Genomic DNA, 13,275 nt, shown 5'->3' on the forward strand with positions numbered 1-13,275 from the left:
TGAGTACGGCGGATTATTCATCGGCGCAATCAAATATCTGCTTGCGCTAATGAATTCGGCACCAGCTGAACTGCTCCATCCCCTCATTGATGCAGCACTTCAGCCATTATTGGTTAAGGATTTCTTCCTCTTTATCGGAAAGATAATCCACCGTTCGTAGCGCCTTCAGGCGGCGAACGTAACCAAAAAAACGCGGGCAGTTACGCCAGCGTCGGAATTCAATTATTTCTTTTATGTCGTTTGCAAAAGGCTTTCGGATTTTCCAAAGAAAACGCCGCCATGCCCGATTTAGTCGGGATGAGCGGCGACGACAGATAAGATCTTTTCGGTCTTTGACTGTTCATTAAATTGGATTGCTACCTTTGGTTATGCAGCGTTTTTTATATACTGATCGCTGCATCTTTCCGTCCACCTCGTTATTCTTGTCCGAGATTCCGGAGCCGTTATTCCCAGTTCAGTGCACCGCCGGTTTGATACTCAATAACCCGTGTCTCAAAAAAGTTGCGCTCTTTTTTCAGATCGATCATCTCGCTCATCCAGGGGAAGGGATTTTCTTCCTGAGGGAACATTGGATCCAGTCCGATTTGTTGCGCGCGGCGATTTGCGATAAACCGCAAATAACCTTTAAACATTGGCGCATTCAAACCGAGCACTCCACGCGGCATTGTATCCTCTGCGTAGCGATATTCCAACTCTACCGCGCTTAAAAACAACGATTTAATTTCGTCGCGGAATTCTGCGGTCCATAAATGCGGATTTTCCATCTTGATTGTGTTGATCAGATCGATGCCGAAGTTACAGTGCATCGACTCATCACGCAAAATATATTGGTACTGTTCTGCTGCGCCCATCATCTTATTTTGACGACCGAGTGCAAGGATTTGCGTGAAACCGACATAGAAGAAAAGACCTTCCATGATGCAAGCAAACACGATCAGCGAGCGCAATAATTTTTGATCATTCTCAGTGGTGCCGGTCTTGAATTCAGGATCGGTCAGCGTGTTGATAAACGGAATCAAAAATTCGTCCTTGTCACGAATCGACTTCACTTCATGATAAGCGTTAAAAATTTCTGCTTCATCCAAACCGAGCGACTCAACAATGTACTGATAAGCATGCGTATGAATCGCTTCTTCAAACGCTTGACGCAACAGATACTGACGGCACTCTGGCGCAGTAATATGACGGTAAGTTCCCAGCACGATGTTATTGGCAGCCAACGAATCGGCAGTCACAAAGAAGCCAAGATTGCGCTTTACCAGACGGCGCTCATCATCGGTCAGACCATTTGGACTTTTCCACAACTCGATATCGCGCTGCATGTTGATTTCTTGCGGCATCCAATGATTCGCGCAACCTGCCAGATACTTGTCCCATGCCCATTTGTACTTAAACGGCACCAGTTGATTCACGTCGGTGTGGCCATTGATAATACGTTTGTCTGCAGCATTCACCCGATGCGTTGTATCTACCGCAGGCTCGGTCGACTGCACCGGCAGCGGCATCGCACGCGGGGCGGGTGTTGAACTTACTTGTTCATCCCAAGAGAGCATATTTCTTCCTTCATTTTATCTTTTGATTAGCGAGACTGGCTTTAGTTCAGCCAATGCAACTTATCTGTTATCAGCGGCACGTTCGATGGGTCATAAACGTGCCGTCCTTCCTCATTTATTTCGGTGTAACTGCGTTGCCGCGTTACACCATTACAGAATTACTGGCAGGCTTCGCACTCTTCAAAGCCTGGGTCGCCTGGACGCATCACGCATGCCGGGCCATCCAGTTCGATCTCATCCGATACGACCGGCTTGGTTGCATAATTTGCCATCGCACCGCCGCTTGCGCCGCCATCCACTGACACTGCATTCAATGCACCTGTTTTAGTGGTGGATTTTTCAGTGTGAGTCGCGCCAATTGTGCGCAGGTAATAAGTCGTTTTCAGACCGCGCAACCAAGCCAGCTTGTAAGTCTCATCAAGTTTTTTGCCCGATGCACCGGCCATATAAATATTCAATGACTGCGCCTGGTCGATCCATTTTTGACGACGCGATGCAGCTTCAACCAACCATGACGGTTCAACTTCGAACGCCGTTGCGTAGATCGCACGCAAATCTTGCGGAATGCGATCAATCTTGGCCAGACTACCGTCGAAATACTTAAGATCCGAGATCATGACTTCATCCCACAAACCGCGCGCCTTCAAATCACGTACCAGGTAAGCGTTGATTTCTGTAAATTCGCCAGACAGATTCGACTTCACATACAGATTTTGGTAAGTCGGTTCGATACAGGCCGACACGCCAATGATGTTCGAAATGGTCGCCGTCGGTGCAATCGCTACGCAGTTCGAATTACGCATACCGAATTCTTTGATACGGCCGCGCAACTCAGTCCAGTCCAACGATTCCGACATATCCGTTTCGAGATAACCGCCGCGCTCTTCGGCCAATAATTTCAACGAATCTTGCGGCAGAATGCCACGATCCCACAACGAACCACGGTATGAACTGTAACGACCGCGCTCTTCGGCCAAAGCCGTCGAAGCCCAATACGCGTTGTAGCACACTAGTTCCATCGAACGATCGGCAAACGTGACCGCTTCTTGCGAAGCATAAGGAATCCGCATCATGTGCAGGCAATCCTGGAAACCCATAATACCCAGACCAACAGGACGATGACGCAAATTAGAATCGCGCGCCTTCTTCACTGCGTAATAGTTGATATCAATGACGTTATCCAACATCCGCATTGCCGTGTTGATCGTTTTTTGGAGTTTGACCGCATCCAACTGACCGTCTTTCATGTGCGCGGGCAAATTGACCGAACCCAGATTACATACTGCGATTTCTGATTCGTTAGTATTCAACGTAATTTCTGTACATAGGTTTGAGCTATGTACCATCCCGACGTGTTGCTGCGGGGAACGGATATTACAAGGATCTTTAAAAGTAATCCAAGGATGGCCGGTTTCAAACAGCATCGACAACATCTTGCGCCACAGATCCAGCGCATGGATTTTCTTGGATGTACGCAACTCGCCACGTGCAGCTTTAGCTTCGTAACCGACATAAGCGGCTTCAAATGCCTTGCCGACCTTGTCATGCAGGTCTGGCGCATCGCTAGGCGAAAACAAAGTCCATTCGCCCTTCTCCATCACGCGTTTCATGAACAGGTCAGGAATCCAGTTGGCAGTGTTCATGTCATGCGTACGACGACGATCATCGCCGGTGTTTTTACGCAGGTCCAGGAACTCCTCGATATCCATATGCCATGTTTCCAGATAGGCGCATACCGCCCCTTTACGCTTACCGCCCTGATTGACCGCAACCGCTGTGTCGTTGACCACTTTCAAAAATGGCACCACACCTTGTGATTTACCGTTCGTGCCTTTGATATGCGCACCCAGCGAACGCACCGGCGTCCAATCGTTACCCAAGCCGCCTGCATATTTCGCCAGCAAGGCGTTTTCTTTAATGGCATCGTAAATGCCTTCAAGATCGTCCGACACTGTCGTCAGATAGCAGGATGAAAGTTGCGAACGCAGTGTCCCGGAATTGAACAGCGTTGGAGTCGAACTCATGAAATCGAAACTGGACAATAAGTTATAGAACTCGATTGCACGCTCTTCGCGGTTAATTTCGTTCAATGACAGGCCCATCGCCACGCGCATGTAAAACGCCTGTGGCATTTCGATGCGGCTGTCCTGAATATGCAGGAAATAACGGTCGTACAGCGTTTGCAGACCAATATAAGCAAATTGCAGATCGCGTTCAGGTTGCAACGCTTCAGCCAGTTTTTTCAAATCAAACTGCGCCAGCTTGCTATCAAGCAGATCTGCCTCTATACCCTTTTTAATATATTTTGGGAAATATTCAAGATATTCCGCAGGCGCATCCGCTTGCGCGACTTCTTTGCCGAAGACTTCCTTACGAATCGTATGCATCAGCAAACGCGCCGTAACGGTGCTGTAGGCCGGATCTTTTTCCATCAGAGCACGCGCTGCCAGAATCGCTGACTTATGCAGTTCTTCAACCGGCACGCCGTCGTACAAATTCTTGACTGCCTCTGACAGAATGGCATCAGCGTCGACGTGCTTTTCCAGACCGATACACGCCGCGGAAATCAAATCGCGCACTTGCTGCATATCGAGGACGCGACGTTGGCCACCTTCCGTCACATACAGCTCAGCTGCCGCAACCGCCGGGCTAGTGGTCGATAGCTGTGCGCGCTCTTCCATCCGCTTGGCGCGATACAAAACGTAAGCACGCGCAACATCGTGCTCACCAGAGCGCATCAATGACAGCTCGACCTGATCCTGGATATCTTCAATGTGAAAAGTGCCACCAGTAGGCTGACGACGCACCAACGCATTCACAACGTTGGAAGTCAGTTCTTCGACCAGCTCACGGACGCGCGCAGAAGCCGCGCCCTGGCCGCCGTTGACCGCGAGAAATGCTTTAGTGACCGCGATCGAAATTTTGGATGGCTCGAAACCGACAACAGAACCATTACGACGGATGATCCGATAATCGCCAAAACTGATAGGCGCCTTCGCGGGAGCGGAGCTAGTACCTGTCTGCGACGATGCGCCACCGAACTCGGATAAAGATTTAACGGAAATTTCTTGAGTAGATTGCACTGAGCCTCCCGAGCTGAGTTGACAGACGCGCATTGCGCCTGTTGTTAATAACTAATAATAAGGACTAAAAAAACCACACCGCCAACGCCACTACGATTGCTACATATCATCACCAAACTAATGCTGATGCCATGCCACACGCAAACGCAAAATCCAACTGACGCTTGCGTCAAACTTGATCAATTTCAAATAAGGGGGCTGTCCTCAGGCCCATACAACATGAATACCAAAACCTTCTTAGTTATGCAGCCTAGGCACCTGGAACAGCTAAAGGAGAAATTGCGTTTAAGATCATAAAACACTAGATATAGTTTTTAGATCGTTGTTTGCACTAATTGTAGTACCTAGCGAGTACAGACGCAATGCTTAAAGAGAGGGATCGATATAATCTTTTTTGCTAAGAAAAATCAAAATTCCATTGACTTTTCTAGGTGCCGCACGGGAAGCGCAATGTCGGGTTGGTGAGTGCTCGCAGGCGCGTATCGACGCAACCTTGCTGGTACAGGTGCCAGTCGAAAAAAGGCCCTGGATCGGTTTTTCTGCCCGGTGCAATATGTTCATGCCCGCATACTGCCAACAGATGATGGCGCGACAGCAATGCGTCCGTCATCGCGCAAAGAGACTGGTACTGCGGCATGGTAAAAGGCGTGAAATCAGTCCCTTCGAGTTCAATCCCGATCGAAAAGTCATTGCAGCGCTGACGTTCGCCAAATGTCGATACGCCAGCGTGCCAGGCCCTATCGTTAGTCGATACAAACTGCATCACGCTGCCGTCGCGACGAATCAGAAAGTGGGCAGACACCCGTAACGACCGCAACTGTTCAAAATACGGATCGGCATCGTAATCCAGAGAATTGCCAAATAAATCAGCAATAAACGGTCCGCCAAATTGACCGGGCGGCAAACTGATGTTGTGGATCACTAGCAGATCAATACCGCTGCCTTCTGGCCGGGCATCGCAATTCGGCGAGCGCAGATGACGCACTTCGGGCGCATCCTTCGCGCCGCTTTCCGCTACGCACCAGCCATCTTCGCCAATCTGAAAAACGGGCGTAACTGGCTGGACGAAGGTTGCCTCGGCAGCCGCAACGGCACCTTCAGCAGCGGTGACCACGGCGATCTTTGGTACGTTATCCGTCATCGCGAATACTCTTAATCCTGTTCATGGATCGATAATCTTTGCATCCGATAACGCAATTGCCGAAAACTTATGCCCAACAATTCCGCTGCTTTGGTGCGATTGAATTGCGTTCGCGCCAATGCTTGTCGAATAATATTACGCTCAACATCGTCGAGATGCATGGGTAACGACGGCGGCAACGCAGGATTAGCTTCGGCGGTAACAGAGGGATCGCTGACAAATTTTTCTGCCATTGCCATGATTGAGGCAACCGCGGCCGCCGATTCCTCTGGGCCGATTGGCTCTTTGGGTTCATTCAGATCGGCTGCAAGATTCTGCTCAGGCTGAAGTAAGCCCGTTACTTTCAATGCCAGATCAAACACTTCGATCTGACCATCGTTAGCAAAAGCCAATGCCCGCTCAAGAATATTTTCAAGTTCACGGACGTTGCCCGGAAAGCTATAAGTACGTAAGGCTTGCAATGCCGAGGGGGTCAATGACATCGAGGTCAAATGGGGATCGGGGATCGCCAGACGCGCCAAAATAACCTCCGCCAGCAAACCGATATCCTCCAACCGCTCGCGCAAAGGTGGCAATCGCAATTCAATCACGTTTAAACGGTAATACAAATCCTGCCGGAATTTGCCTTTCTCCACGCATTCCGCCAGATTTTGATGCGTTGCGCTGACCAACCGCACATCTACAACCTCTTCCGTCGTCGCGCCGACTTTGCGGACCCGGCGCTCTTGAATTGCGCGCAGCAATTTAACTTGCATTGCCAGCGGCAAATCGGCCACCTCGTCGAGCAGCAACGTCCCGCCGTTAGCAGCCTGAAAAAAGCCATCCCGATCGTCTGCGGCACCGGTAAAAGCGCCTTTGCGATAGCCGAAAAACTCCGCCTCCATCAAATTCTCGGGGATGGCACCGCAATTGACTGCAATAAAAGGTTTGTCGGCACGCGGACTGAGCGCGTGTAAATCGCGGGCAGCCAATTCTTTGCCGCTGCCGGATTCGCCGCTAATCGCAATCGGCGCCATACTGCGCGCTAATCTGGCAATCTGCGCACGCAAATCCTGCATCGCCGCAGAAGTGCCGATCAGCCGTAACGGCTGCGCCCCTACCTTACTATCCGTAGCGCTATTGCGCGATGACAGCCCTGCGTGGGAAGGACTGCGCTCCGGCACGTTCATACGTAATGCCGACTGCACCATTAAACGTAGCTGATCCAGCGCAACAGGCTTGGATAAATAGTCGAATGCCCCCGCCTTCAAGGCCATCACGGCGTTATCGGCGCTACCGAAGGCGGTAATCACCGCTATCGGTGTCATTTTGCAACTGGCAACAACTTCGTGCACCAGTTCAATACCAAGGCCGTCGAGCAGTCGCATGTCGGTAAGTACAAGGGCGTATTCGCGCTGCGACAGAAATTGCCGGGCTGTTGCCAGCGAATCAGCACTATCGACATCCAAACCCATTTTGACTAAGGCGATTTCCAGTAATTCGCGTAAATGCGCCTCGTCATCGACGACCAGAATACGGGGTGAAGTCATGGCAACAATCTTTTCCGGTCAACTAACATTTAAAGTGGCCCACGAGCAGCAAACGCGATAACAAAACGTCCGGTGAGATGCTCGTGCGCTTCATGACGATATTCATAGTCCAGCTTTGCAGCGTTATTCAAACACAACTCGCGTGCCAAAAATAGTCCAAGGCCGGTTCCTTTATTAGAGGTCGTATAAAACGGCTCAAATAAATGCAGGCGAATTGCCGGGGTAATCGGCTGGCCATCGTCCTGTACGTGCAGCTCCAGACCGCCCGCCGCATTGGTGGTAACCAGCAAACGGATGCTGTTGGCCTCGCCGCTGGCGTAGCGCAGTGCATTCGACAATAAGTTAACCACGACCTCACGCAAATGTAACGCATCAAACCACACGCGATGTTGGTCAGTCGCCGGGATCAGCAATTGCAGCACCCCAGCCTTTATCAGGTTAGTTTGCTGAAATTCTTCAGCGATCTCAGCGACCAGTGGAGCCAACAGGATAGGCGCAGTTTGTCGTTGCGCCTTACGCGATAGCGACAGAATATCTTCGATCATACGATTAAGCCGCGCCACATTATCCTCAATAATGTTGAGCAGACGTACTTGCGTCGGACTGACGGCTTCTTCGATCAACAAGGTCGCAGCATAAGAAATGGACGACAGCGGATTGCGCACTTCGTGGGCAATACTGGCAGTTAATCGCCCCATCGCTGCCAGCTTCAATTGCTGCGCCTGATTTTCAATTTCGCTGACATCTTGTAAAAAAATAACCGCAAGATACTCACTTAAATCCTCGGTTTTGACTGCGGCAAAGCGCAATTTAAAATGCATCGCCAGCTCATGCCCGCTTACCCCCATAGCTGTGCTGCTCGGCCCTCTATCCTCGGTTTGTTTGATCGTGACAAGAAAGGGTGAATCGCTGGAGGTTGCGTCCGAAAGAGAGGGAGGGCTAACGCTGGGATGGAGACTGACGGTGGCAGCCCAAGCCAAAAAAGCCTCGGCAATCGGAGACAGCGAAGGAAAATCAGTCAGCTTGAACAAATGCGGCTCATCAGGAATCGACAAAGCCAGCATGCGTTCAGCCATCGGATTGGCCATCAGGATAGTCGCGTCCGGGCCGACAACCAGCAGACCATCGCCCATATCTGCCACAGCCATGCGATTAATTGCCAGCTGCACGCGTAAATCTGTGCCGCGCTGTTTCGCCAGATCTTCCTGTCGAATCAATTTGTTAGCCAAACGATTGATCACAAACACGGCAAAAAAGAACGCTGCGCCTGATAACCCTGCTTTCAATGTCGTTGCATCCGACGTCGATTGCAAAATTTGATAGCCGCTCTCCCCCAATAGAACCAGAGTGACAATCGAGACGAACAGCATCGCCTGTAACAGCGACGCCAGAATTGCGCCTCCCGCGAGCGGGAATAAATAAAGAATCGCCAAACCGCTCTTAGCGCCCCCTGCACCTATATAAAGAATAGAAATCGCGCCGATATCAATCACAATTTGCACCACAATCTGGAGCTTGTAATTACGCCGGTAATAGGCCGCTAATAAGGTGAAGACAATCGCGCAAATCAGGTAAATCGTGCAGATTTCGGAATAATTAAAAAAATTCAACAAGCCCTTATCTTTAGCGCCATTCGCGCTGAGATACATCAGCAAGACTAACGCCACGACAATCCGGGCAATATTAAATGTTTGGAGATTGCGCCAAAACGTTATTGGCCTATCGGTGTCTGCAAAGATGGCAGACCCGAATTTTGGAAAATGGAAGTGCGATCCGGATCGGCTCATGCGCGTCAATTCAAGAAGTTATCCGGTGGCAACATCAATGTGCGTGCAGACGCCGATGCTCCTCACCGCAAAACACTGTACCGGCATAATCGGTCACAGCTTCGGAAGCAGGAAAATGCAGACCGCAATGCGCGCATGCCACCATTTCTTCCACTGGCGGGGAAGCACCCGACAAAGACGACGGATGCGCACCTCCACCAGCGCCGCCTGTCGGATCACCCGAGGCGGAACGGCTTTTATTGATGATGTTCTTTTTAGTGCGCTGAAACCAGACGACAACTGCCAGCGCAATGACTAACCAAATCACATATTTCATACCAAGACCCGATGCAATACCACTTCAAGCACAAAACGACTACCGACATACGCCAGTAACAAAATAGCAAATCCGATCAATGTAAAACTGAGCGCCGTGCGACCACGCCAGCCCTGCCATTTACGTCCCGCCAGCAATAAGCCAAACAAGGCCCACGACAGCATCGTGAATATAGTCTTATGATCCCACTTGAAGGCGGTGCCGAACAATTCTTCCGAGAACACGACGCCGGACAATACTGTTAGCGTCAACAATACGAAGCCGAAAGCGATCAACCGAAACAGCAACTTTTCCATCGTCAGCAACGCGGGCAAGCGATCCAGTGCAACGCCAAACCAACTAGTACTCACGCGACCGGGCCGCGTATGCAAACGGGATTCCTGCAATACCATCAATACCGCATGAAATGCCGCTATCGTCAGCGTACTGTAAGCCAGAATAGAAATCACGATATGCCATAAAAACACTGGCGATTTACCGCTTAATGGCACCATATTTCCGGGAAATAGCGCGGGCAAAATCACCGCCAGCGCCGCGGTCGGCAACACCAGAACGCGTAATCCATCGAGAGTATAGTTGCGATTTTCAAGCCAGTAAGCAGCGACCGATACCCATAGCGTCGCCGACAGCATCATCGAAAAACCAACCCGCACCTCCTCGGGACCGATCACGTCAGCCCATAGTGCGCCGCCATGCAGCAACCAACCTGCGGCAGCGACTACCGAGATGGTCTTGCGCCGTTTCGATGGCAGCAAGGCGCAGCCAAGGTATAACAGTGCAGTCAAAATAAAGAGATAAGTTTGCATCATGTAAGTTTACAGTATGTAACCTTGTGCTGGCGGTGCGATAACCCACAGCGGGAAAGAAATTTTCTTACTAAAGACACACATAAATTGGGTCGGCAACGTATTTATCAAGCGATAACCAACGACGACAATTGACCATACTTAATAAGACAGATTTAACTGGCTCATCGCAGCGGCCCGGTTTTCGGACGTCACGATTACTTATTTTTACGCTTGTCCCGGATATACATCGCAGACTTGTTATTCGCCAAAATCCGTTGCGTTACATCAAACAGCTCAGTTGCACTAACTAGTCCGCTGAGCTTCGCATAACCATATTCACGCGCGTCAAAATCCGGCGCTTGCTTGGCAATATGGCTGCCAACCGATCCCAGCTGCGCCCAACCATCTTCATCCGACACTGCTTCGACACCGCTTCGCAACAAACGCACCAACCGCGTATCCTGTTTAAGCTCATTCGCGGCAGGATGCAATTTCCCAGGCGCCTGCGAGACGTCTTCGACGTCCAAATCCGTCAACAGCTCAGTGTAAATAAACTTATCGCATGCCGTCACAAAAGGCTGCGGCGTCTTGCGCTCACCAAAACCATATACGGTCAAACCTTCTTCCCGGATACGCGACGCCAGCCGTGTGAAGTCACTATCGCTGGAGACAATGCAAAATCCATCGAAACGCCTTGTATACAGCAAATCCATCGCGTCGATGATCATCGCGCTATCGGTTGCGTTCTTACCTTTGGTATAGCCAAACTGTTGAATCGGCTGGATCGAATTGCGCAGCAGGCATTCTTTCCAGGTTCCCAGCCGGTTGTCAGTCCAATCGCCATAAATACGTTTGACACTAGCCACGCCGTATTTGGCAACCTCTGCCAGCAAACCATCGACAATCGCTGCACTAGCGTTGTCGGCATCGATTAATACCGCCAGACGCGGCGCTTCGGGCGAGGAATTTCCTGACATGGTATTTCCTGAATATTGGATGGAAGAATCATACCTCAAGGAAAGCCCGTACCCTATCGCGATCAGACATTTATGGCGCGCATTAGGCGGATGCTGACTATCACATTGCCGGTCGGCAATTCACATAATTCTGATCTGAAGGCATTACCGACTCAGGCCTCCGCTCTGGTGTTCATTTTCCGCGATTTCTGTAAAAAAATTATTCTTTCCCTCCCATTCTCTGGAAAGCGGGCTTTTCCTCGGTATCGGGTAAAATAACCGATTATATTTAGGGCGCAGTATCGGTCTTCATCGGTCATTGTCGGTAAAACATCCGCTGGAAACATCGCGGAAACAAATGTTTCTTATACCTTAATACCGTTTATACCGGCAGTCCTCCGCCCCTTCCGTCCTCTCTTCCGAAAACACTGTCACCTATGTTAGACAATCTTACCCAGCGCCTCGCCAAAGTCGTCAAAACCATGCGCGGCGAAGCGCGTTTGACTGAAACCAATACCGCCGAAATGTTGCGTGAAGTCCGGTTGGCACTACTGGAAGCCGACGTCGCGCTGCCAGCCGTGCGCGAATTTATCGCCAACGTTAAGCAAAAAGCCTTAGGCGAGGAAGTCATCGCATCGCTGACGCCGGGCCAGGCGTTGGTCGGCGTGGTACAACGCGAATTAGCGTCGTTAATGGGCGCCGATCTGGGGCCGGAAGCATCGCAGCTTAACTTCGCCACGCAACCGCCAGCGATCATCCTGATGGCCGGTTTGCAAGGTGCAGGTAAAACTACGACGGTCGGTAAATTAGCGAAATATCTGCGCGAGCAGAAAAAGAAAAAAGTCCTGACCGTTTCTACCGACGTCTACCGTCCGGCAGCGATTGGACAGTTGAAAACGGTCACCGAACAAGTTGGCGCTGACTTCTTTCCGAGCCTGGTGACCGATAAACCGGTCGATATCGCACTGGCCGCACTCGATTTTGCCAAGCGCCATTATCACGATGTACTGATCATCGATACCGCCGGTCGCCTGGGTATCGACGAAGCGATGATGCAAGAAATCACCGCCGTTCATGCCGCTGTCAAACCTATCGAAACGCTGTTTGTAGTCGACGCCATGCTCGGTCAGGATGCGATCAACACAGCCAAGGCGTTCAATGATGCGCTGCCGCTGACCGGGATTGTGCTCACGAAACTGGATGGCGATGCGCGTGGCGGTGCTGCGCTGTCGGTACGTCACATTACTGGCAAGCCGATCAAATTTGCTGGTGTCGGCGAAAAGCTGGATGGTCTGGAAGCGTTTGATCCGTCACGCATGGCGAACCGGATTCTCGGCATGGGCGATATTCTGGCGCTGGTTGAAGAAGCTAAAAAAGGTGTCGACGTTGCTGCAGCGCAGGATCTGGCGCAGAAAATCAAAGGCGGCGGCAAGTTCGACCTGAATGATTTCAAGGCGCAATTAGGTCAAATGAAAAAAATGGGCGGCATGTCGAGTTTGCTGGATAAGCTGCCAGCACAGTTCCAGCAAGCCGCTGGCGGTGCAAATATGGATCAGGCAGAGAAGTCAGTTAGGCGCATGGAAGGGATGATCAATTCCATGACCGCACAAGAGCGCGCCAAGCCGGAGCTGATCAAAGCCTCGCGCAAACGCCGGATTGCCACTGGCGCGGGCGTCCAAGTGCAGGAAGTCAATCGCATGTTGTCGCAATTTGATCAAATGCAATCGATGATGAAAAAACTCAAGGGCGGCGGCATGATGAAAATGATGCGCAGCATGAAAGGCATGATGCCGGGCTTGAAATAGAACCGCGCCAAATCTTGCGTTGAAAGATTTGGTAACGATTTAATTCCGCGGAATAATCTATAAATCCTTGATTGATAAGGCTTTTGATCTCTGGACCAATGTTCGCCGAGCGCCCCAAAAGAGTGGAAACTCACTGCCACTTTATTGCAATATTTATCACGTGCAGAAAGCGCATTTAGTTCCCTAAAGCGCTATGAAAAGGCAGTGTATTTCAGCAGGCATCGCCGTCACACACAAAATCCTGCAAAAGCCATAAAAAACACTTGCGTCACTGCGAAAAGCGCACCACTATGGGCGATGCGTGATTGACGCATTTT

The 13,275-nt window shown here is 50.7% G+C and carries 8 protein-coding genes and 1 pseudogene; 1 reads left to right on the forward strand and 8 read right to left on the reverse strand.

Annotated features, from left to right (window positions below):
- Window positions 1-443 precede the first annotated feature (443 nt).
- The 8 genes and pseudogenes from C7W93_RS16240 to C7W93_RS16275 form a co-directional block, all read right to left on the reverse strand.
- Window positions 444-1,553, reverse strand: coding sequence for a ribonucleotide-diphosphate reductase subunit beta (locus C7W93_RS16240; protein ID WP_108441333.1), 1,110 nt, complete (start codon window positions 1,551-1,553; stop codon window positions 444-446).
- Window positions 1,554-1,711: 158 nt separating this feature from the next.
- On the reverse strand, window positions 1,712-4,636 hold the full coding sequence (locus C7W93_RS16245) for a ribonucleoside-diphosphate reductase subunit alpha (RefSeq protein WP_108442170.1): 2,925 nt from the start codon (window positions 4,634-4,636) through the stop codon (window positions 1,712-1,714).
- A 427-nt stretch (window positions 4,637-5,063) separates the two neighbouring features.
- Window positions 5,064-5,777, reverse strand: a complete 714-nt coding sequence (gene ampD, locus C7W93_RS16250) for a 1,6-anhydro-N-acetylmuramyl-L-alanine amidase AmpD (RefSeq protein ID WP_108441334.1) — start codon at window positions 5,775-5,777, stop codon at window positions 5,064-5,066.
- Between the two features lie 11 nt (window positions 5,778-5,788).
- Window positions 5,789-7,306 carry a sigma-54 dependent transcriptional regulator gene (locus tag C7W93_RS16255; protein WP_108441335.1) on the reverse strand — a complete coding sequence of 506 codons (1,518 nt, stop codon included), beginning with the start codon at window positions 7,304-7,306 and terminating at the stop codon, window positions 5,789-5,791.
- 29 nt (window positions 7,307-7,335) lie between these two features.
- On the reverse strand, window positions 7,336-9,093 hold the full coding sequence (locus tag C7W93_RS16260; protein ID WP_108441336.1) for a PAS domain-containing sensor histidine kinase: 1,758 nt from the start codon (window positions 9,091-9,093) through the stop codon (window positions 7,336-7,338).
- Between the two features lie 34 nt (window positions 9,094-9,127).
- The gene (locus C7W93_RS16265; protein ID WP_108441337.1) at window positions 9,128-9,409 is read right to left on the reverse strand and encodes a PP0621 family protein; all 282 of its coding nucleotides are present in this window, start codon (window positions 9,407-9,409) and stop codon (window positions 9,128-9,130) included.
- Window positions 9,406-10,215, reverse strand: coding sequence for an inner membrane protein YpjD (locus C7W93_RS16270; RefSeq protein ID WP_108442171.1), 810 nt, complete (start codon window positions 10,213-10,215; stop codon window positions 9,406-9,408). Before C7W93_RS16270 ends, C7W93_RS16265 begins: the two co-directional genes overlap by 4 nt.
- A gap of 200 nt (window positions 10,216-10,415) precedes the next feature.
- Window positions 10,416-11,174, reverse strand: a pseudogene (locus tag C7W93_RS16275) (NYN domain-containing protein); the annotation flags it as partial.
- 416 nt (window positions 11,175-11,590) lie between these two features.
- Here C7W93_RS16275 and ffh point away from each other — a divergent pair.
- Window positions 11,591-12,958, forward strand: a complete 1,368-nt coding sequence (ffh, locus tag C7W93_RS16280) for a signal recognition particle protein (protein WP_108441339.1) — start codon at window positions 11,591-11,593, stop codon at window positions 12,956-12,958.
- Window positions 12,959-13,275: the final 317 nt, after the last annotated feature.

The sequence above is a fragment of the Glaciimonas sp. PCH181 genome, assembly GCF_003056055.1.
Lineage (GTDB): Bacteria > Pseudomonadota > Gammaproteobacteria > Burkholderiales > Burkholderiaceae_D > Glaciimonas.

What these genes read in the sequence shown, in the direction of transcription:
- C7W93_RS16270 (WP_108442171.1), bottom strand. Translation starts at nt 10,215, where the DNA reads ATGCAAACTTATCTCTTTATTTTGACTGCACTGTTATACCTTGGCTGC.
- C7W93_RS16265 (WP_108441337.1), bottom strand. Translation starts at nt 9,409, where the DNA reads ATGAAATATGTGATTTGGTTAGTCATTGCGCTGGCAGTTGTCGTCTGG.
- C7W93_RS16240 (WP_108441333.1), bottom strand. Translation starts at nt 1,553, where the DNA reads ATGCTCTCTTGGGATGAACAAGTAAGTTCAACACCCGCCCCGCGTGCG.
- ffh (WP_108441339.1), top strand. Translation starts at nt 11,591, where the DNA reads ATGTTAGACAATCTTACCCAGCGCCTCGCCAAAGTCGTCAAAACCATG.
- C7W93_RS16255 (WP_108441335.1), bottom strand. Translation starts at nt 7,306, where the DNA reads ATGACTTCACCCCGTATTCTGGTCGTCGATGACGAGGCGCATTTACGC.
- ampD (WP_108441334.1), bottom strand. Translation starts at nt 5,777, where the DNA reads ATGACGGATAACGTACCAAAGATCGCCGTGGTCACCGCTGCTGAAGGT.
- C7W93_RS16260 (WP_108441336.1), bottom strand. Translation starts at nt 9,093, where the DNA reads ATGAGCCGATCCGGATCGCACTTCCATTTTCCAAAATTCGGGTCTGCC.